This window comes from Pedobacter sp. UC225_65 (assembly GCF_042698365.1).
Classification (GTDB): Bacteria; Bacteroidota; Bacteroidia; order Sphingobacteriales; family Sphingobacteriaceae; genus Pedobacter.
In genome coordinates, this window is the sequence record NZ_CP170550.1 from 1342292 (window position 1) to 1363521 (window position 21230).

22 protein-coding genes and 2 pseudogenes are annotated in these 21230 nt (G+C 36.9%); 8 read left to right on the plus strand and 16 right to left on the minus strand.

Annotated elements, in window-relative coordinates; genetic code table 11:
* The 4 genes and pseudogenes from ACFJIZ_RS07015 to ACFJIZ_RS07030 all read left to right on the plus strand — a co-directional run bounded on the left by ACFJIZ_RS07015 (position 1) and on the right by ACFJIZ_RS07030 (position 2719).
* Entirely contained in the window at positions 1-879 is an 879-nt protein-coding gene (locus tag ACFJIZ_RS07015; protein ID WP_379091767.1) for an N-acetylmuramoyl-L-alanine amidase, read from the plus strand.
* Positions 880-918: 39 nt separating this feature from the next.
* Entirely contained in the window at positions 919-1182 is a 264-nt protein-coding gene (locus ACFJIZ_RS07020) for an N-acetylmuramoyl-L-alanine amidase (RefSeq protein ID WP_379091768.1), read from the plus strand.
* The gene (locus ACFJIZ_RS07025) at positions 1136-1753 is read left to right on the plus strand and encodes an N-acetylmuramoyl-L-alanine amidase (protein WP_379091769.1); all 618 of its coding nucleotides are present in this window, start codon (positions 1136-1138) and stop codon (positions 1751-1753) included. The genes ACFJIZ_RS07020 and ACFJIZ_RS07025 overlap by 47 nt, the downstream gene beginning before the upstream one ends.
* Before the next feature lie 12 nt (positions 1754-1765).
* Positions 1766-2719: pseudogene (locus ACFJIZ_RS07030) on the plus strand (MlaD family protein).
* A gap of 79 nt (positions 2720-2798) precedes the next feature.
* Here ACFJIZ_RS07030 and ACFJIZ_RS07035 read toward each other — a convergent pair.
* The 5 genes from ACFJIZ_RS07035 to ACFJIZ_RS07055 all read right to left on the minus strand — a co-directional run bounded on the left by ACFJIZ_RS07035 (position 2799) and on the right by ACFJIZ_RS07055 (position 6427).
* Positions 2799-3710, minus strand: coding sequence for a ribonuclease Z (locus ACFJIZ_RS07035; protein ID WP_379091770.1), 912 nt, complete (start codon positions 3708-3710; stop codon positions 2799-2801).
* 6 nt (positions 3711-3716) lie between these two features.
* A complete protein-coding gene (locus ACFJIZ_RS07040; protein ID WP_379091771.1) occupies positions 3717-4103 on the minus strand; it encodes an STAS domain-containing protein in 387 nt (128 codons plus the stop codon).
* A 39-nt stretch (positions 4104-4142) separates the two neighbouring features.
* Positions 4143-5096, minus strand: coding sequence for a phosphoribosylaminoimidazolesuccinocarboxamide synthase (locus ACFJIZ_RS07045; RefSeq protein ID WP_379091772.1), 954 nt, complete (start codon positions 5094-5096; stop codon positions 4143-4145).
* A gap of 63 nt (positions 5097-5159) precedes the next feature.
* Entirely contained in the window at positions 5160-5438 is a 279-nt protein-coding gene (locus ACFJIZ_RS07050) for a hypothetical protein (RefSeq protein ID WP_379091773.1), read from the minus strand.
* Positions 5439-5464: 26 nt separating this feature from the next.
* The gene (locus tag ACFJIZ_RS07055; protein WP_379091774.1) at positions 5465-6427 is read right to left on the minus strand and encodes a PhoH family protein; all 963 of its coding nucleotides are present in this window, start codon (positions 6425-6427) and stop codon (positions 5465-5467) included.
* A gap of 102 nt (positions 6428-6529) precedes the next feature.
* Between ACFJIZ_RS07055 and ACFJIZ_RS07060 the strand changes: the two genes are divergently transcribed.
* The 3 genes from ACFJIZ_RS07060 to ACFJIZ_RS07070 all read left to right on the plus strand — a co-directional run bounded on the left by ACFJIZ_RS07060 (position 6530) and on the right by ACFJIZ_RS07070 (position 8286).
* On the plus strand, positions 6530-7309 hold the full coding sequence (locus ACFJIZ_RS07060; RefSeq protein WP_379091775.1) for an S-adenosyl-l-methionine hydroxide adenosyltransferase family protein: 780 nt from the start codon (positions 6530-6532) through the stop codon (positions 7307-7309).
* Positions 7310-7376: 67 nt separating this feature from the next.
* Positions 7377-7742 (plus strand): putative quinol monooxygenase, encoded by a 366-nt coding sequence (locus ACFJIZ_RS07065; RefSeq protein WP_379091776.1) that lies wholly within the window; start codon positions 7377-7379, stop codon positions 7740-7742.
* A 10-nt stretch (positions 7743-7752) separates the two neighbouring features.
* Positions 7753-8286 (plus strand): hypothetical protein, encoded by a 534-nt coding sequence (locus ACFJIZ_RS07070; protein WP_379091777.1) that lies wholly within the window; start codon positions 7753-7755, stop codon positions 8284-8286.
* 170 nt (positions 8287-8456) lie between these two features.
* On the opposite strand, the gene ACFJIZ_RS07075 is transcribed toward ACFJIZ_RS07070, so the two are convergent.
* From ACFJIZ_RS07075 to rpsO, 8 genes and pseudogenes are all read right to left on the minus strand, one after another.
* Positions 8457-8645, minus strand: coding sequence for a hypothetical protein (locus tag ACFJIZ_RS07075; protein WP_379091778.1), 189 nt, complete (start codon positions 8643-8645; stop codon positions 8457-8459).
* 142 nt (positions 8646-8787) lie between these two features.
* Positions 8788-10026, minus strand: a complete 1239-nt coding sequence (locus ACFJIZ_RS07080; protein ID WP_379091779.1) for a DUF1015 domain-containing protein — start codon at positions 10024-10026, stop codon at positions 8788-8790.
* A 192-nt stretch (positions 10027-10218) separates the two neighbouring features.
* A complete protein-coding gene (locus ACFJIZ_RS07085) occupies positions 10219-11169 on the minus strand; it encodes a D-2-hydroxyacid dehydrogenase (RefSeq protein ID WP_379091780.1) in 951 nt (316 codons plus the stop codon).
* A gap of 2 nt (positions 11170-11171) precedes the next feature.
* Positions 11172-12236 carry a 3-phosphoserine/phosphohydroxythreonine transaminase gene (gene serC, locus ACFJIZ_RS07090; RefSeq protein ID WP_379091781.1) on the minus strand — a complete coding sequence of 355 codons (1065 nt, stop codon included), beginning with the start codon at positions 12234-12236 and terminating at the stop codon, positions 11172-11174.
* Between the two features lie 46 nt (positions 12237-12282).
* A complete protein-coding gene (locus tag ACFJIZ_RS07095) occupies positions 12283-14724 on the minus strand; it encodes a carboxypeptidase-like regulatory domain-containing protein (protein WP_379091782.1) in 2442 nt (813 codons plus the stop codon).
* An 8-nt stretch (positions 14725-14732) separates the two neighbouring features.
* Positions 14733-15405 (minus strand): annotated as a pseudogene (rpe, locus tag ACFJIZ_RS07100) (ribulose-phosphate 3-epimerase).
* Between the two features lie 88 nt (positions 15406-15493).
* Positions 15494-17629 (minus strand): polyribonucleotide nucleotidyltransferase, encoded by a 2136-nt coding sequence (pnp, locus tag ACFJIZ_RS07105; protein WP_379091783.1) that lies wholly within the window; start codon positions 17627-17629, stop codon positions 15494-15496.
* Between the two features lie 118 nt (positions 17630-17747).
* A complete protein-coding gene (gene rpsO / locus ACFJIZ_RS07110) occupies positions 17748-18026 on the minus strand; it encodes a 30S ribosomal protein S15 (protein ID WP_379091784.1) in 279 nt (92 codons plus the stop codon).
* A 502-nt stretch (positions 18027-18528) separates the two neighbouring features.
* On the opposite strand from rpsO, the gene ACFJIZ_RS07115 reads away from it, so the two are divergent.
* Entirely contained in the window at positions 18529-18948 is a 420-nt protein-coding gene (locus ACFJIZ_RS07115; RefSeq protein ID WP_379091785.1) for an acyl-CoA thioesterase, read from the plus strand.
* Here ACFJIZ_RS07115 and ACFJIZ_RS07120 read toward each other — a convergent pair.
* Genes ACFJIZ_RS07120 through ACFJIZ_RS07130 form a run of 3 tightly spaced genes read right to left on the minus strand, consistent with a single transcriptional unit; the run spans position 18936 to position 21100 of the window.
* Positions 18936-19346 carry a hypothetical protein gene (locus tag ACFJIZ_RS07120; RefSeq protein WP_379091786.1) on the minus strand — a complete coding sequence of 137 codons (411 nt, stop codon included), beginning with the start codon at positions 19344-19346 and terminating at the stop codon, positions 18936-18938. The genes ACFJIZ_RS07115 and ACFJIZ_RS07120 overlap by 13 nt on opposite strands.
* A gap of 33 nt (positions 19347-19379) precedes the next feature.
* Positions 19380-20474, minus strand: coding sequence for a hypothetical protein (locus ACFJIZ_RS07125; protein ID WP_379091787.1), 1095 nt, complete (start codon positions 20472-20474; stop codon positions 19380-19382).
* Entirely contained in the window at positions 20468-21100 is a 633-nt protein-coding gene (locus ACFJIZ_RS07130) for an ATP-binding cassette domain-containing protein (RefSeq protein WP_379091788.1), read from the minus strand. Before ACFJIZ_RS07130 ends, ACFJIZ_RS07125 begins: the two co-directional genes overlap by 7 nt.
* Positions 21101-21230 lie beyond the last annotated feature (130 nt).

Below are 21230 nucleotides of genomic sequence, written 5' to 3' on the forward strand. Positions count from 1 at the left end.
ATGAAAAATATACCATTGGTTAGACCAAATGCAATTTTGATGCTATTTATTTGCGCAGTAATTACATTAATTACTGATAATCAACTATTTGCACAAGAATATAAAATAAAAACAATTGTAATTGATGCCGGACACGGTGGTAAGGATGGCAGTACTAGAGGGCTATATTCTACTGAAAAGGATGTAGCCTTGAAAACAGCACTTCGTTTAGGAAAACTGATCCAAGACAATATGAAAGATGTAAAGGTCATCTTCACGAGGAGCGATGATACTTTTATTCCGCTGTATGAGCGCATCAAGATCGCCAATAATGCAAAGGCAGATATTTTTATTTCCATCCATTGTAATGATATGCCTGTAAAAGCCACCAGATACATTAGTGGTTATACAAAAAACAAAAAGGGTAAAAAAGTTCCTGTATATAAGACCAGATATGCCAAGAGTACTTCAACCAGAGGTGTAGAAACATTTGTTTCTGGTTTTGGCAGAGTTGATGAACAGGATGAAGCCATCAAAAGAGAAAATGCTTCCATCTTTTTAGAGGATAACTATAAGGAAAACTATGATGGCTTTAACCCTGACGACCCTGAAAGTGCCATTATCTTATCATTGATGAAGAATACTTTCAGAACACAGAGCTTAAAACTGGCTAAAATGATCCAAGATGAGTATGTAAGTGTTGGGCGTGTAAACCGTGGTGTTCAAGAAAAGAGTTTAGCGGTATTGGCCAGGGCAGGTATGCCTGCCATCTTAACCGAGATTGGCTTTATCAGCAATCCAGATGAAGAAAACTACATGAACTCTGAAGAAGGACAGGCTGAAATTACCAACTGCATCTATAAGGCGATATTGGCCTATAAACAAAGTGTAGAAATTTAGTTCATAATTATTTAATAAATTTGTGGCAAAACACAACAAATGAGATCAAAGACTTTCCTATTTCTATCACTTCTTTTTTTATATGCCCTTACTGGTCAAGCTCAAGGATACAAAATCAAAACAATTGTAATTGATGCAGGTCATGGTGGTGTAAAATCTGGTGCCGAAGGTTCTTTTTCGCTCGAAAAAAATGTGGCGCTACAAGTGGCCTTAAAATTGGAAAAAAAACTAGAGGAAGAATTGCCAGGAATCAAGATTGATCCAGACCAGAAGAACAGATGTAGACGTAGATTGGTACCGTAGGGCGCAAATTGCAAATGATGCAAAAGCCGACCTATTTATCTCTATACACTGTAATTCAATGCCCGACGACAAAGTATTAACAGGTTATGTTAAAGATAAAAAAGGAAAGAAAGTACCACAATATAAAACGGTAAAGAACAGAACTACCAAAGGAACTGAAACTTTTGTAGGCGCCTATCGTCGCATCAACGAAATGGATGCCGGGCTTAAGGAGAATGAAGAAATCATCAAAGAGAAAGACTATAAAAAGAAGGGCACCTATGATCGAACAGACCCAGAAGAATTAATTATGTTATCTTTGTACAAGTCTCTTTATCGCACTAAAAGTTTAGCTTTGGCCAAATTAGTTCAAAATAACTATACCACGCTAAACAAAAGGGTGAACAGAGGTGTTAAAGAACAAGGTTTATTGATCTTACAGAGAGCGGCAATGCCATCTATTCTTACAGAAATTGGATTTATTTCCAATCCAGAGGAAGAAGAATACATTAATTCGCCCGATGGACAAGAAGAGATGATTACTGCAATTTTTAAAGCAATCAAACAATACAAAAAGGAAATTGAGAATTAAACATCTAATTACGTGAAAATAAAAAACGAAACCAAAGTAGGCGTATTGGCAGCATTTGCTATTGCTTTATTAATTATCGGATATAATTTCTTGAAGGGAAATTCTATTTTTTCTAGCGAAACTGTATTGTTTGCTAGATATACACATGTGGATGGCTTAGGTGTTTCTAAACCAGTATTGATCAATGGATTTCAGATCGGCAGGGTTGACCAATTGACTTTACAGCCAAACGGATCCATTATCGCAACACTAAAAATAAAGGACAAATACGATATTCCAAAAAATACAATTGCACGCTTAGAAAGTACCGACCTTTTGGGTGGGAAAGCGATTGTAATGGATTCTAGGAAACAGTACTGAATATGCAAAAGATGGCGATACCTTAAACGCAAACGTTGAAAAAGGACTAATGGAAGCGGTACAGCCGGTTCAGAAAAAGCTGAATTGATCATTACCAAAATGGACTCGTACTTAACCAGTGTAAATTCGATCCTTAATCCAAACTTTCAGAAAAACGTAGATAAAAGCTTTACCAGCATCGCTTCAACCTTATCTTCATTAGAAGCAACATCTAAAAAAGTTGATGCTTTGGTGGGTTCTGAGAGTTCTAAATTATCTAGTATCTTATCTAACGTAGAGGTGATTACTGTTAATTTTAAAAACAATGGGGCTAAAATAGATGCGATCTTGACCAACCTGAACAGTGTAACGGATAAAGTTGCAGCATTAAACTTTAAACAGACCATTGACAACGCGAACAAAGCAATCGCCGATCTACAAGGCATTGTTACAGATGTTAAAAATGGAAAAGGTAGTTTAGGACAATTGATCAACGACAAACAGATGTATGATAACCTAACGAATGCGGCCAAGAACCTAGATAACTTGATGATTGACTTAAAGGCCAATCCTAAGCGTTATGTCCACTTCTCTGTATTTGGTGGAGGCAATAAAAAGGATAAATAAGAAAAATATAAGCCTATTAAAAAGCTGCAGAAAAGCGTTTAAACAAACATTTTTCTGCAGCTTTCTATTTTAGAATAAATTAGATCTCGTAAGTATTTCCCTCTAAGGCTAGTTCTGTATCTGGGAATATGGTTCTCGCTTCATCTAAAAGCGCGCTTAGCGTCTTATAGCGAGATGAAAAATGTCCTATCAACAATTTCTTGGCACCTACAATTTCAGCCACCTGGGCAGCTTGTAATGCAGTGGTATGATGGGTTTCATTGGCTCTTTCTAACATTTCATGTAAAAAAGTAGCTTCGTGGTACAAGGTATCACAGTTTCTGATGCTATCGAAATAACTTTCATCATACAAAGTATCAGAGCAATAAGCATATGATCTTGGTGCTGCAGAATCAGTAGTGTAATCCGCATTCAACAATACATCGCCATTTGGCAAACTCAGGTCTACTCCTCTTTTTAGGAGCGGGTATAGTTCAATTGGAATATTTTCCTGCTCTAACTTATTGATCAGTAATTTCCTTAATCTTTTCTTTTCGGTAAACTTAAAGCCTGTACAGGGAATCCTATGATTTAAGATGATCGTTTCTACAGTTACATCACTATTCTGAAAAATAACTGCAGATTGGGTTGGATCGATATCAAAATAGACCAATTCATATTTTAACGAAGTTTCGGAATATCTGAACTGGAGCTCCAATATTTCTTTGATGGCCTTTGGAGCATAGATATACAAAGGTTTGATACGCCCATTTAAGTGCATACTTGATAGCAGACCTATTAAACCAAAATAATGATCCCCATGCAAGTGGCTGATAAAAACATAATCTATTTTAGATGCTTTAAGGCCGTATTTGATCAGCTGTTGCTGTGTGCCTTCGGCACAATCGATGAGGTAAAATTTTTCGTTACAATTTAATAACTGTGCTGTAGGATTTCTGTTGTAAACCGGAGTGGCAGAACTGCTACCCAAAATGGTTACTTCAAATTTCATTTAGCGTTATCCTTTATCTACACTGCCACGTAATTCTTTCTCTATTTCTTCCATAAAGATCAAATCTGTAGCTTCATCTAATTTATTAACAAAAGTAACTGATTGATGAAGATTAGATATTTTAATGATATTGGCTATGCTATTGTTTACGCCAGAAACAATAAAAACACCTCCTGCGCTTTTGCAAAGCCTATCTCCTACTAGTAAACAACTTAAATCTTGCGAATCATTACATTCTTTTACGGCCGATAGATCAAGTACGATATTGCGGTATCCTTCTGTATTCAATAAGATAAATTCGGATTTTAAAGCTGGTGTATTGTCATTGGTGAACTTGGGCTCGTCCAATTTTAAAACAACATATTTTTCGTGTTTATCGGTAGAAAATTTCATGGTCTTGTATTTTATATATTTTAACGAAAGTAGCGATTATTATTTTGATAATAAATCGTTAATCGAATTAATCACATTTTGTTCTATTCTGGCTACAATGCTTTCTGATGGATTTTTAACAAAAACTTCGCCTGTGATCTGCTCGTATAATTCGATATAGCGTTCGGATATCGAATCTACAATTTCTGGCGTCATTACTGGGATCTGTTGACCATCCTTGCCTTGAAAATTATTCTCGATCAACCATTTACGTACAAATTCTTTCGACAATTGTTTTTGTGGTTCTTGATTTTTTTGTCTTTCTGCATAGCCATCTGCATAAAAATAACGGGATGAGTCTGGCGTATGGATTTCGTCAATCAAATAGATGGTATCTCCAACTTTTCCAAATTCGTATTTGGTATCTACCAAAATCAAACCTCGTTCTGCGGCCATTTCTGTTCCGCGTTGATACAATGCCTGGGTATATGCTTCCAGTTGGGTATAATCAACCAAAGAAACGATGCCTTTGGCTAAAATGTCTTGTTTAGAAATATCTTCATCGTGACCCACAGCAGCTTTGGTAGTTGGTGTAATGATCGGTGTGGGCAATTTATCATTCTCGTTTAATCCATCAGGCAGCTCAACGCCACATACGCTTCTTTTACCAGCACTATACTCGCGCCACGCATGTCCGGCAAGGTAACCCCTAATTACCATTTCCACTTTAAAAGGTTCGCAAATTCTTCCAACAGTTACCATTTCATCAGGCGTAGCCAAAACCCAATTGGGTACAATGTCTTTGGTAGCAGCCAAAAACTTGGCAGCAATCTGGTTCAACACCTGTCCTTTAAAAGGGATGGCCTCTGGTAATACGACATCAAATGCGGATATCCTATCGGTTACTACCATGGCCATCAATTGATCGTCAATGGTATACACATCACGTACTTTACCTTTATAAAAATTGGTTTGTTGTGGAAAATTAAAATGGGTTTCTTTAATTGCTTTCATGAGGCTATAAAAATACGATTTTTAAATAAAAACCCTGTAGGTTTAGTAGCTACAGGGTTAAAATTATTGTAAATTATTTAAAATCTGTTCAAAATCTTTAGAAGAGACGAGGGCTATTGGCTTATTTTTAATATTTAGTTCTATGACATCGCCATGTTTGTTCAATTGTAACCTCCCTTTAAAGATATTCGCCTCTTCGAGCTTTAAAAAAGCCTGTAAATTTTTGACGGTTTCTTTTCTGCAGGCCAGTTCTTCGTCAATTGTAGCCACAATAAGCCTAACCTTTTTGTCAAAAGGTTCAAAAGACAGCGTTAGGCTATCATTTAAGGCTATTCTTTGCATTTTATCTGATCCGCTAGATTTAAACTTTATTGGATATCTCCGTAAGCTTTTAGGATTTGTTTTACCAATTTATGCCTTACCACATCTTCTCCTGTAAGATAAATCACATCAATTCCTTTAATATCTGTTAAAATACGCAGTGCATTATGTAGGCCAGACTGTGCTTTTTTAGGTAAATCGATCTGGGTAATATCTCCAGTTACAATAAATTTTGCAGTTGGTCCCATACGGGTCAAAAACATCTTCAACTGTAGGTCTGTTGAGTTTTGTGCTTCGTCTAATATTACAAAACAATTGTCTAAGGTACGTCCACGCATAAATGCCAACGGCGCAACTTCAATGGTTCTGTTTTCTAGGTACAGTTTTAACTTGTCTGGCGGAATCATATCATCCAGGGCGTCATAAAGTGGGCGTAAATATGATACTACCTTTTCTTTAAGGTCACCCGGCAAAAAGCCAAGGCTCTCTCCTGCTTCAACTGCGGGCCTGGTTAATATGATTCTTTTGATTTCTTTATTCTTCAGCGCCCTAACTGCCAATGCAACTGCGGTGTATGTTTTTCCTGTTCCGGCAGGGCCGATGGCGAACAATACATCGTTTTTACCGATACTGTCTACCATTTTACGTTGATTGGCGGTACGGGCCTTGATCATCAGGCCATGGTTACCAAAAACAATTACCTCACCAGTATTAACTGCTGCTGCAACTGGAGCTTCGTCTGTTTTTACGACCGTTTTTTTAGACCCTAAAATAAATTCCACATCATTGTGCGAAAGTGTTCTATACTTTTCTAGGTGTGCAACCAACTGTTCGAACTTTTGCTCAAAGGCCTTTAACTCAGCCTCATCCCCTAGTGCCTTAACGTCGTTTCCTCTTGCTACGATTTTCAACTTTGGGAAAGCACTTTTGATCAACTCGTAGTGTTCGTTGTTGGCGCCCCAAAATTGTACTTGATCTGTTGTTTCTAATGTTAGCTTTAGTTCGTTCAAAATATTGTATTTTTATTTAGAAGTGTATATTTTGATTTAAAAATTGAATATTTGTAGGCGAATTGCCCATACACAAGAATAAGAATAAATATTGAATTTTTAATGGCCATTATTACATTAACGACAGATTTAGGTTCCAAGGATTTTTACCAGGCTGCTTTAAAAGGAAGCATCTTGAGTATCTTGCCTACTGCCAATATTGTAGACATTACCCATGAGGTTCCATCGTTCAATATTTCTTATGCAGCTTTTGTTCTAAAGAACGCTTACCCCTATTTTCCAAAAAACACGGTACATTTGATTGGTATCGATTCCGTTTTTAATGAGAATACCAAATACATCGCACTGCGTTATAAAGACCACTATTTTGTTGGGGCCGACAATGGGATTTTCTCTTTGTTATTTGATGAGACCCCTGATGAACTGGTAGAATTAAACATCATGCAGGACCTCAAATATCTCCATTTTCCTTTGGTTGATATTTTTGTAAAAGCGGCTATACATTTGGCCAAAGGCGGTAAATTAAAGGACATTGGTTTACCTACAGGAGAAATTGAGCAACGCATGCTTTTGCACCCTGTAATAGAGCGTGATATCATTAGAGGAAGTGTCATCTACATCGATACTTTCAGCAATGTGATCACCAATATCACCAAAGACCTTTTCACCAAGATCCAACGCAATAGAGACTTCACTTTATACTTTAGAAAAAGCGAAACCATTACCCAATTGAGCTGGCATTATAATGAGGTACCTGAGGGAGAAAAACTTTGTCTGTTCGGGATCAGTAACCACTTGGAAATTGCGATCAACAAGGGCAAAGCCAGTGGCTTATTAGGCCTACACCTGAGCGATATTGTACGTGTAGAGTTCCATCCTTAGGGTTGAGGGTTCAAAGTCAAAAGTTCAAAGTTCAAAGTTGAAAGTTTAGAATTGGTTAAACAATGAATTGCAAAATTTAAGCTCCCGATACTCAAAACTCACGTCTCAAATCTTATACCCTAATAAACAATTTAAACAGTACCATTCTATGTTAGTCCGTGTTGTAAAAATGCATTTTGCTCCTCATTTTATCGAAGAATTCAAATCGCTTTTTAATGCTACAAAACCAAAAATTGCCAATTTTGAGGGTTGCAATGGCGTAAAGTTATTGCAACACGAAACTGATAATCAGTTATTTTTCACCATCAGTTATTGGGATAGTGCTGCGCATTTGGAACGATATCGTCAATCTGAATTATTTGTAAACACCTGGGCAAAGGTAAAACCAAATTTTTTAAGCAAAGCTGAGGCATGGAGTTTGCTTGAACAATAAAAAACACATTATGTTAAAAAAGATATTATTCCTATTGATCTGTTCTACTTCATTTTTATTTGATGCAGTTGCGCAAGACACTTCTGCATACGAGGCCCAACGTCTTAAAATCAATACGTTATTGGCAGAAAGAAGCACCAAATTTGGTCAATATGATGAGAGTTTAAATACAAAAACAGGCATTTTCGGTTTTCAGACCAAAAGGGACATTAGAAATTCGAACGAAATTTTGAGACAGATTGCGCTGAATGACAATGATATCTTTAAAGAACTGAAGGTATTGCTAGACTTTAAAGACCTACAGGTACAACAGGCCAAATCTACTTCGAGTACAAGTACCGAAAGCATCCAAAACTACAGAAGGACAATTAAAACCTTACAGGACCAGAACCAAAATTTCAGTAAAAATATAGACCAGATAGAAAAATCGAGGGACTTGGCCTATTTATTCATGACCTTGTTTTTAATAGGATGTGTTGTGCTAACTTATCTTTTCATTACCAAAAGCAAAGCATTGAAACGTTATGAAAAAGCAAATATTTAAGCTCTTGGTCAAATTAAATAAATTGATCTTACCAAGTCTCTATCAAAAAGACCCGATGAAACTAACAACTTTTGAGAAAGCTATTTTAGGGTTTAGGTATTGGGCTTTGACCAATTCTTTAAACTAAGTGCAAGGATATAAAGAGGCTATAAATCGCCTCTTTATCTTAATTAAAACTCGATGATGGGATCTGACATACAACGGTAAACGAAGTTGTCATTTTCATCAAATGTACTGCCACAATAAGAACCACAACAACACGGAACTTCGGTACATGATGTGATTGCCCCAGCCAACAAACAAGGTCTGTCTCGGTCATCTGGCGGAATGCAGCCAATACCTCCGGCTATTTTTCTCATTTCCGCACGACTTAATAAATTTAGTTTTTTCATACAAGTATAATTTTAGGTTATGATTAATACTTATAAATATAACGATAAACCGTATGATTCACAACAGCTTAACACCAAATCAAAACGCTTATACTTCTTAAAAGACCAACTATTTTTTGAAATAGTGCGACAATAGACCAACCAAAAACTTTGGTTCTACCCAAGTAGATTTCGGTGGCATAATGGCATTGGCATCAGCAACAGCTATCAATTGATCTAATGTTACTGGCCTCAATACAAAAGCAACTTCATTTATCCCATTGTTTACTTGCTTTTCCAATTCACTTAAAGGAGTTTTGCCTCCTTCGAAAGTAATCCTTGCATCTGTTCTTGGATCCTTGATTTTCAACAATGGAATTAGGATGTGGTTCTGCAGAATACTAACATCTAAAACGTCTACTGGATCGTTATGATAAGCAATTGGTTTGGCTACCAATTTATACCACCCAGATTTGAGATACATCCCAAAATGATGCAAAGCAGTGGGTTTAAACTGTCCATCCATTTTCTCAACCTCAAATAATTCTGAAATAGCTGTTAACAATTCTTCTTCAGTCTGTCCAGCCAAATCTCTTATCAAACGGTTATATTCCAACACTTTGACTTCTTCGGTATCCATGTATACCGTAGAAAAATAATTGAACTCAGCTGCTCCGTTATCTTTATACAATGCCCTTTTATGTAAACCCATTTTAGCCATAGAGGCTGCCCGGTGATGGCCATCGGCAATATAAACAGGCGGCATTTCCTCAAAAGCCTTGGTCAATATGGCTAGGTCTTCTTGTTGGTTAATGGTCCAGATGCGGTGTACTGTACCATCTACATAAGAGAAATCAACTTGTGGAGGTAAAGTGATGTATTGCTCAATTACCTGTTTAACAATGGCATTAGGCTGATAGGTAATAAGTACAGGGTTGGCATCTAAATTGGTCTGCTGGATATATTCGGCCAATAAAGTTTCTCTACGTTCTACAGTTAGTTCGTGCTTTTTGATGTTGCCTTGTAGGTAATCGTTGATGTGTGTCAATGTCCAGATGCCTGTTTGCAATAAACCATCGTGTTTAACCTGATAAATATAGATGGATGGCAGCTCTTCTGTTACCAAAACCTCTTTTTCTATAAAATCATCCATGTTTTCGCCAATTCTTTTATACACCAATTCTTGACGGGAACCACGCAGATAGGGATTGTCAAGTTCGGGATTGATGAGGTGCAAAAAACTATTGGGATTCTCTGAAGCAATTAACCTGGCCTCACCTATACCATAATTTTCAAGCGGACGGGTAACTACGGTACGCAACAAATGTGGCGCTGGTTTTAGGGCACAGAATGGTTTTATCGTAGGCATACTGATGTGATATTTGGCTAAGGCGAATATACTTTATTCCACTCTTTTTCAAGATAAATTACAAGTAATTTTCGCAACAAGAATTATGTAACCTATTAACAATACTTAAAAAACACCTTGTTCCCTAACGTTGGCTGCAAACAAAAAAACTCTAGTTGTAGCTAGAGTTTTTATATGGATCAATGGAAATGTCTATTTGGAAAAATGATCGATCATCAAGTTTGCCAATTCTGTTCCAATACGTTCTTGAGCTTCGTTGGTAGACGCACCGATGTGTGGTGTCAATGATATTTTTGGATGCGTTAAAATGGCTGCTAATGGGGTTGGCTCATTGTCGAAAACATCTAAGCCTGCAAAAGCAACTTTACCAGAATCCAAAGCATCGATCAAGGCCAATTCGTCTATGGTACCACCACGCGAACAGTTTACGATACCTACCCCATTTTTCATGGTTGCAAATTCTTCCGCCCCTAAAATTGGTTTGTCTGCAAATGGTGTGTGTAAAGAAATGAAATCACTTTGGGCAATTACTTCTGCCAAACTTACACTTTTTACAGGGATATCAACTTTAACACCACCTTGAAAAGTTAAAGGAATATGTCCATCAAAAGGAAATAAATCATAAGCCAATACGTTCATACCCAAACCTAAAGCAATGGTAGCAGTTTCTCTTCCTATTCTACCAAAACCAATGATACCTAAAGTTTTACCTCTTAGTTCTATGCCTTTGGCATAAGCTTTCTTCAAATTGTTAAACTGCGTAGCGCCATCTACTGGCATTTTACGATTAGAATCATGTAAAAACCTGATTCCAGTAAACAGGTGAGAGAAAACCAATTCGGCTACAGATAATGAAGAAGCTGCTGGTGTATTGACAACGGCAACTCCTTTACTTCTTGCATATTCAACATCTATATTGTCCATCCCTACACCACCTCTACCTATTAGTTTTAGGTTAGGGCAAGCATCGATCAGTTCTTTTCTAACTTTTGTTGCGCTTCTTACCGTTATGCCATCATAATTCAACAAAGCTGTTGCCAATTGGTCTTGAGCAATGGTTTGTGTATCTACGGTAAATCCAGCTTCTTCTAATAATTTTTTCCCAATTGGGTCAATGCCATCGTTGGCAAGTATCTTGATCATAACTATCTGTGTTTTTCTTCAAAAGTCTGCATTAAATCAATTAGCGCATGTACGCTGGTGATCGGCAAAGCATTATACATCGATGCCCTGAAACCACCTACGCTTCTATGGCCTTTTAGTCCTTCAAAACCGTTGTCATCGGCAAATTTTGCAAATGCTTTTTCTAGTTCTGGATTTTCCATTACAAAACAAACATTCATTCTAGAACGGTCTTCTACGGCACAAGTACCTTTAAAAAGCGGGTTTCTATCAATTTCGGTATACAATGCCTGTGCTTTAGCTTTATTCTCTTTTTCAATTTCGGCAATACCACCTTTAGATTTTAACCAGTTCAAGTTGAGCATCGCTACATAGATCGAAAATACTGGAGGTGTATTGTACATTGATCCACCTTCAATATGTACCTGATAATCTAACATCGAAGGGATTCCTCTTCCGGTTTTACCTAAAATCTCATCTTTTACGATGACAACAGTTAATCCAGCTGGGCCGATATTCTTTTGGGCACCTGCATAGATCAGGTCGTATTTAGACACATCTATTTCGCGGCTCATGATGTCTGAAGACATATCGCAAACCACAGGGACTTTAGTTACTGGTAAGGTAAACATCTCTGTGCCGTAAATGGTATTGTTAGAGGTACAGTGGAAATAAGCACTGTCTTCTGGAATGGTATAATCTTTTGGAATAAAGGTGTAATTGGCATCTTTTGAAGAAGCGACAATATTAGCTTTACCAAAGAATTTCACTTCTTTAATCGCCTTATTTGCCCAAACACCAGTTTCTAGATAAGCTGCTGTTTTACCTTGTGGCAATAAGTTCATCGGTACCATGGCAAATTGCAAACTTGCGCCACCTTGTAAAAATAAAACGGAGTATCCGGATGGTACATTTAAAAGTTCCTTTACCAATTTGGTCGCTTCTTCTACCACACCTTCAAATTCTGGAGTGCGATGCGAAATTTCTAAAATTGATAAACCGTCTTTAAAATCTAAAACTGCTCTAGAAGCCTGCTTAAATACTTCTTGCGGTAAAATACAGGGACCTGCACCAAAATTATGTCTCATTTTATTTAAGTTTTTTATTAGCGTAAATCTACCACTTTGGGATTAATTATTGATGATTTTTAAACTTTAAAATCAATTTAAAATTGAACTGTCGACCTGTTAAATAGTTGGGTATGGCATACTGCACATTGTCTACATCTTTCAACCACAAATAAGATACTGTGTTATTGATATTTAACAAATTAAAAACTTCAAAATAAGCGATAAACGAACTAAAATATTTATCTAATAATTTGGGTTTTCGCACGGCGATATCATCCAAAAAATCTTTAGAAAAACCAATATCTACTCGTTTATAGGCGGGGATATTAAAATCATCCGAATAACGTTCACTCAAAGGTGATCCAATGGGTAACCTCGATCCATACAGCATGTTCAAGTGTACTTTATAGGTAGGGCTTTTAAGTAATCTATCTTGAAAAAATACAGAAAAATTAACCCTTTGATCGGTCGGACGTCTTAAATAACCAGGGTAAACTGTCGTAAACTGTCCTGACGAATTTCTCTTCTGGTAAGAATCGCCAATAATATCTTGATCGGCACTCATAAAGGAAAGTCTAAAATAAGAAACCAGGTCTTTTACAAATTCGCCACCAATGCTAAAATCAGCACCATAAGTATGTCCTTTTGCCACCGAAGAAGAAAGATATTTGATCCTGACATTGTCAACCACATAAGGAATAAACCTCTGGTTGTATTTATAATAAGCCTCTGAGGTAAACTTTAAACGAGTACCTAAACCATCAAATGCATAATCGAAACCGGCAGACGCATTATAAGAACGTTGCGCCTTCTGATTGAGGTTGAGGCTTCCATCGTATGCCCTGATGCTCCGATAGGTTGGTGCCTGTTGATACACCCCTGCGGTAAAACGCCAGATCCTGTTGTTACTAGGTGGCCTGTAGGCCAATAATAATCTCGGACTGATCAAAATCTGATCGGTAAGGGTATTAAAACTACCCCTAACCCCAACCTGTAAATCGGTATTGTCTGTTAAGGAATAGCTGTCTTGCACATAGGCCGTATAATTATTGATATTGACCTCGTTCAACTTGTTAATGGACTGTTCCAAGTAGAACTTTTTCGAATCGTAAGGTAAGATGTAACCTGCAGAATCTGTGAGATGGTATTCACTTAACTGGTCTTTAAACTTGTTTCTTTCTAACCTAAAACCCCAAGAAAAAACATGGTTGTCAAAACTTTGGTCTGCTTTGATTTCTGTACTTATAGCTGTAGAATTTAGGTTGTTACGGGCATAGTTCAAATATTTCCCAATCCCTCTATTGATACGGACAGGCATAAAACCTGAAGAGTTGAAACCCGTCTCTAATTCGTCAAATACATAGTTTCCTTCAATATCAAACCGTTCTCGTTCTCTTGTGGTAAAGTAACTGCTGATCCATTTGACCACCAAGTTAGGTTGTGGACTAAAACTTGCGGTAATTGCTCCTCCAGCTGTACGGTAGCTATCAATCTCTTGACCAGTATAATCGACCCTTAACCTCAATTGTGTTTCTAGCGTGCCAAACTGGGTTTCTCTATCTTCTGGAACCAACTTAAACTGACCAATATTGAAACTGCCCAATGCACTTATATTAAATTTATTAGAGAAATTGTACTGGTAAAGTAGCTGAGCATCACCAAAATTTGGACTGTAACTTCCTTTATTGTCTTGTTTGTTCAAGATATTATTGTTGTTCTTATAACGTAGTCCGAGGAGTAAGAAACTCTTATTGGCTACATATTTAGAGCTCAATGAGGCACCTAAAAGCCCGCCTGTAAACACCAATTGGTTACTATCTGGCCGATCATATTTCACATCTAGCACAGAGGATAATTTATCGCCATATTTAGCCTCGAAACCACCTGCAGAAAATTTTGCCCTTGTTACAAAATCACTGTTGATAAAGCTCAGTCCTTCTTGTTGTGCATTTCTGATCAAAACTGGCCTACTGATCTCTATATCATTTACATAGATCAGGTTTTCATCAAAATTGCCCCCTCTTACACTGTATTGAGAACTCAGTTCATTGTTGGTAGATACTCCCGGAAGTGTTTTTAAAATACTTTCGAAATTTCCAGAAACGGAGGGCAATGAAGCCAGATCCGCAATATTGATGGTACTTGTATTACTGAGCTGGTTCTGCTTATTGGTAATGGTAACCTGCTCCAACTCATTGATATTCGGCACCAGTACCACATTTCGGGTAATCCTACCTGCAACTTTCTCATTTATCTTCAACAAGAAGGGCTTATAACCCAAAAAGTTGTATTTTAAGGTAAAAGATGTTGTTCGTGCATAAATGGTATAAGTACCATCAACGGCAGTCAAGGTAGATTCTTGTTGACCTAAAACGGTAATGGTCACATATTGTAAAGGATTATTACTTAGATCTAAAACGGTACCTGTTACCTTAACCAGAGGTTGAGCATTTACAAAAGTAAAGCCCAAAAAAATGGTGATGATCAACAGCCGAATTTTTAGCATGCAAACGTTTAAATTTGTTGTGAACTAGCATCTACATTTTTTAGATCAGTGATCATCTGTGTTGGACTATTGCTTGCAAAAATGGCATTGCCTGCTACAAAAGCATTTGCTCCAGCTTTGATCAGACTTTCAATATTCGAAATACCAACTCCCCCATCAACTTCAATGATGAGATTGGGATTGACCTCATTGGCCATCTTCCTTAGTTCTATGATCTTATTGATGGATTGTGGAATAAACTGCTGTCCACCAAAGCCTGGATTTACCGACATGATCAAAACCATATCCAGGATCCATCAGGATATCTTTCAACAAAGCAACTGGTGTATGCGGATTAAGGGCTACACAAGCCTTACAGCCTGTACTTTTTATTTGTTGGATTACCCGATGCAAATGCACGCAGGCTTCGTAATGCACGGTTAAAATAGCTGCTCCACCATCAACAAATTCCTGGATATACTTTTCGGGATTAACAATCATCAAATGTACGTCCAAAGGTTTTTTGGCATGTTCTTTAACGGCCTTTAATACAGGAAAACCAAAGGAGATATTGGGCACAAAAACGCCATCCATTACATCCACATGGAACCAATCAGCATCACTCTGGTTGATCATTTCAATATCGCGTTGTAGATTGGCAAAATCGGCAGAAAGTATAGATGGGGCAATGATGTGTTTCATGAGCTAAATATAATAAAAAGCTACAAAGAAAAAGCCTTCCGAAATCTCGGAAGGCTTTTTTATTCAATTTCTATTTTCTGAATTTGAATTATGCTTGTGTAGCTGCAGGTTTTTCTGGTCTAGGTAACAAAACCTTACGAGAAAGTTTCATTTTACCTTGTTTGTCTACATCTAACAATTTAACTTCTATTTTATCGCCTTCTTTAAGTACGCCATCCATTGTTTCTAAACGCTCCCAAGAGATTTCAGAAATATGTAATAGACCATCTTTACCTGGCATGATCTCTACGAATGCACCAAATGGCATGATAGATTTCACTTTACCTTGGTAGATTGCACCAATTTCTGGTTTAGCGGCAATGGCATTGATACGTGCAACAGCAGCATCAATTGCAGCTTTGTTGTCAGCAAAAATCTCAACGATACCTTTGTTACCTACTTCTTCGATAGAGATAGATGCACCAGTTTCGCGTTGCATTTCTTGGATAATTTTACCACCTGGGCCGATTACCGCACCAATAAATTCTTTATCGATACTTAATGAAACGATGCGAGGTGCATGTGGTTTCAAATCTGCATTAGGCTCAGCAATGGTTTTCTTCATCTCACCTAAAATGTGCAAACGACCTTCCTTAGCTTGTAACAATGCTTTGGTCAATACTTCGTATGATAAACCATTGATCTTTAAGTCCATCTGACAAGCAACAATACCTTTTTCAGTACCAGTTACTTTAAAGTCCATATCTCCCAAGTGATCTTCATCACCTAAAATATCAGAAAGGATGGCATATTTACCAGTTTTCTCATCAGTGATCAATCCCATTGCAATACCAGATACTGGTGCTTTGATTTTGATACCTGCATCCATTAATGCCAATGTACCAGCACAAACAGTTGCCATTGATGAAGAACCGTTTGATTCTAAAATATCAGAAACGATACGGATGGTATATGGATTTTCTTCACCTTGTGGCAATACTTTTTTCAAAGAACGCATGGCCAAAGCACCGTGACCAATTTCGCGGCGACCAGCACCTCTGTTTGGTCTAACTTCACCAGTTGAGAAACCAGGGAAATTATAGTGCAACAAGAATTTATTGTAACCATTAAAGAAAGCACCATCAATCATCTGCTCATCGTCTTTGCTACCTAAAGTAACCGATGTTAACGATTGGGTTTCGCCACGTGTAAATACGGCCGAACCGTGAGCTGCAGGCAAATAACCTACTTCACTCCAGATTGGACGGATCTGCGTAGTTGAACGACCATCTAAACGGATACCTTCGTCTAACAATAGATTTCTAATCGCATCATACTGTACATCATGGTAATAATGTTTAGCCATTGCTTTGGTCAAATCAGCTGTATCTTCAGGCATTGCCTCAAAAAACTCGTTGATGATCGCTGTAAATCCTTCTTTACGCTCGTCTTTATTTGAACCAGATTTTGCTACTGCATAAACTTTATCATAAGTATCAGCATAAACTTTAGCTTTTAGATCAGCATCATGGTCTTCGTGGTTGTACTCACGTTTCACAGTTTTGCCAGTAGCTTCAGTTAATTCTAATTGAATAGCACATTGAACTTTAATTGCATCGTGTGCAAATTTCAAAGCTTCTACCATTTCATCTTCCTGGATCTCATCGCACTCACCTTCAACCATGCCTATATCGTTAGCTGAACCAGCTACCATAAATTCTAAAGTTGCACGTTCTAGATCGCTGGCCAATGGATTGATGATCAATTTACCATCGATTTTTGCCACGCGTACTTCAGAAATTGGTCCGTTAAAAGGAATATCTGAAACAGCTAAAGCTGCAGATGCTGCTAAACCTGCCAAACAATCTGGCATTATATTTTTATCAGCAGAAATTAACGAAATCATTACCTGCGTATCTGAGTGATAATCGCTAGGGAACATTGGACGTAAGGCTCTATCTACCAAACGCGAGATCAAAACCTCATAGTCTGACAATCTAGCTTCACGACGCAAAAATCCACCTGGAATACGACCAGTAGCCGCATATTTTTCTTGATAATCTACCGATAAAGGTAAAAAATCCGTACCTGGTTTTGCACCAACTGTAGATACAACTGTTGCTAACAACATGGTATCTCCCATTTTAACTACAACAGCACCATCGGCTTGTTTAGCCAATTTACCTGTCTCAATTTCTACAATTCTTCCATCGCCCAAATCGAACGATTTTTTTATTACATTCATTTACAAATTATTGTGGTCTATTTTTCCTCTTTTTAATAGACCTTGTTTATATATTTATTTTTGAGTATTAAATTAAAAAAGCCACTCTAAAAGAATGGCTTTTAATGATAAAAGCTTTTTATTTGATGATATCTCTAAGCTGTAAAGCTTTGATGATAGCACGATAGCGCTCAATATCTTTTTTAAATAGATAAGCCAAAATACCGCGACGTTTACCTACTAATTTTTGAAGTGACAACTGAGTAGAGAAATCTTTACGATTTTTCTTTAAGTGTTCTGTTAAGTGCGCAATACGGTATGTAAATAACGCTACTTGACCTTCTGCAGAACCAGTGTTGGTTTCTACTTCGCCGTGTTGTTTAAAGATTTCGGCTTTCTTTTCTTTACTTAAATACATTCTTGAATGATACTAAAGTGTGAATAAATTAATTAATTATGGCGCAAAGATAAAGTATTTTTATGGATTAACAAAAGTAAAATTAAAGTGTTAAAGATTTGAAAATCAGCTTTTCTTGTTGATCCTTTCCAGTTCCTGTACAGCTAGCTGATTTTAGACACATTTGGCCTGCTGATGATCATACCTTTACCTTCTGGCTTTTTTAAGGGCTCACCGCCATTCATTTGAACAGAAATACGATTAAGTTTTAAGAGGGAAAGAATTTCTGCCCAGCAGAACGGTTTAAATACACCTGCTCTCGCTCTGCTACAATGCTTTCACGAGGGATATTAGTATCATATATTTTTAAACGCCCCATTACATATCAAATATCCTACAATTGATACAAATATGCTACATAAATAAGTCAAATAAACACCAATTTGATACAACATCAAATCTATTTCTTGCATAACCTTCAAATACTCTATCTGGTTTTCTACCTTTGTAAAAAAAATCAATCTTGGAAAAAAATCAATATAGCATATTCGAAAGTGAGTTAAATGTCCGTCCTGATGATATTGATATGTTCAACCATGTACATAACAGCAAATACCTCGATTATGTATTAGCTGCGCGTTATGAGCAAATGGACAAATATTACAACATGAGTTGGGAGAAATTTGCCGAACAGGGTTTTGGGTGGGTGGTGGCCAAAGTAGTCATCAATTTTAAACGACCGCTAAAGATGGGCGACAAAATGATCGTGAGGACTGGAATTTTGGAAATGAACGAAAAAGGCAGCAACGTACAGTTCGAGATGATCAATCGAACAACAGGTAAAGTATCTTCTGATGGCATTTTTGAATATGTGATGATTGATCTGAAAACCCAACGTTCTTGCAAGGTTAGCGAGGAAATGATCAAGGCTTACAGCATATAAACTTCTTTAAAGAGATAAATGGCTGCAGCCACTATCCCTACTACCCCTAAAACGATAAAGACAGTCTGTACATACCTTGATTTCTTTCCTACAATGATAAATTCAGGTAAGCTTTCATCTAAATAAACCACTTCTATTTCGTCTCCTTTTTGATATAAAGATGGGGATGTGCCAAGTGGATACTGCTCTTTAATTAATTTTCCGTTTAATGTTGAAAATGAAACTACGGGATAATAGAATTTGCCATCTGCAGTTTTATCTAAAATAATTTCTTCAATTATAGCTTTAACTTTTATGCCATACTTTTCAAATTTGTTTCTTCTAACATGTAGATATAATCCAAACGAAAGTGGAAAAAGACTAATGGCTAATACTATAAACGCTGTATTTTCTAACATATTTGGTTTAATGATCGTATCTATTTACGGTAATTAAGCAATTTCCTTTAAATCTAAAGTATTATACCTCCAAAAGAAAGTAGCCACAGCCAAAGGAATCAACAATAAACTGAATATCAAATAATAACTCGACAAAATAGCCAACATCCCTATAAAAAAGAAGAACAAGAGGAATTTCATGTAGCTTTCCATGTCTGCTTTTAACAGATACACAAACATCTGCAGCGCCAACATCATAGCCATACAGAAAAACAGACAATTGGCAAATTGCAATACTTTAAGGTTATTTAACCAAAACAACAGGCCAAATTCCGGCGTCAACAGCAATAAGAAAACCAATAGCCAACCCAACAATCTTTTGAAAGCAGTAATAGGCAGATTTTTGGCAAAGGCCATATAAAAAGCATCGAACTTAATGAGGTTGAATACCAATATGGCATGACTTAAAACTACTGCAAACAGTGCCGTTAAGCTAACCCGTATATCATTGCCAACATCTGCAAAAACCAATAGTATCAATTTAAAACTAATGATGGAAACCACTTTGCAGACCAGCAACATTACCCATTGCTCTTTTAGCAAATGATACAAAGGCCAGCTCCAAAAAGGCTTATTGACCTTAACTGAGGGAAGCTTGCCCCCTATCTTGGAGACCCTAAACTCAAAATTACTGAACCTATAAGTATAGCCTACTAAAAGCAAAATGATCAGGATAACACTTGTTATGGTCGCTAGAAAAGTGAGATAAAATTGATGTTTGACCGAAACCAACAACATCAAAACTGTATAAGCCAAAATGGGTAGAAGTAAAAATCCATACAGTTTTGTCCATAAAGTATATTGCCATTTTGGAGGCATTGAAGTAATGGATTTTGTGAACTGGTAGGTTGGTAAGGCTAATTTTTGTTTCACAAAAAAGGCACATTTAACTGCATACAAAAACCAAACTGCTAAAAGCATCAAGAAATTAAGCGGTGACGAACAAATGGAGACCAATAATGCAATATGGAAATCAATTAATGCATAACCTTGGATGATTCCGAACAACAAATAGAAAGCCACCAAAAATAACCCTACATGTTGCTGGTAAAATGTAAGCCCTAAAGTCTTGACCAATAACTTTAACATTTGATGAGTTGTTTATTTTTGATTTCAAAAACTGCATCGACGTTTAGCTTTTCGGAATTGATTTCCTGATGCGATGATAAAAGGAAGCTTTTCCCTTCTTTGGTTTTCTTTAAAATCAATTCATATAGTTTATCTGCAGATGCTACATCGATAGTGATCAACGGTTCGTCTAGGATATAGAGGTCAACATTACCAATAAAAGCACAGATCAAAGAAAGTTTTTTAAGCATTCCGCTAGAATAGCCTCCTATCTTCTGATCCAAAAAATCGCTGAGGTCAAAAATTGCAGCCAGTTCATTTATTTCGTCTTGTTTAGCTTGACGTACATCTTTATAAAAACCGAGCAGTTCCCTACCCGTAATAAACAATGGATATTGGGGCTCGGCTTCCGCATAACTGATTTTTGCACGAAATGAAATGGGGTTTTTATCTAGGTCTATCCCATCCAATAAGACCTGCCCTTTAAATGGGGTCTGTCCAGAAATGATACGAAATAATGTTGTTTTTCCAGTACCATTTCCTCCTTTTAGCCAATATACACCTGTATTGATCTTCCATTGATCAAATTGCAATACCGTATGGCTACCATACTTTTTATCTATGTGGTTTAAGGTTAAACTAGTCAAGTTTGGTTTTATAATTTTGATAAAAATAGAATGGATATGTTACAACAAGCGTAAACAAATGATGACTTAATTTTCTTTAAAATAAAATTTGAACTTTTATTTTTTTTCCTATTTTTGTTTTAATCAAATC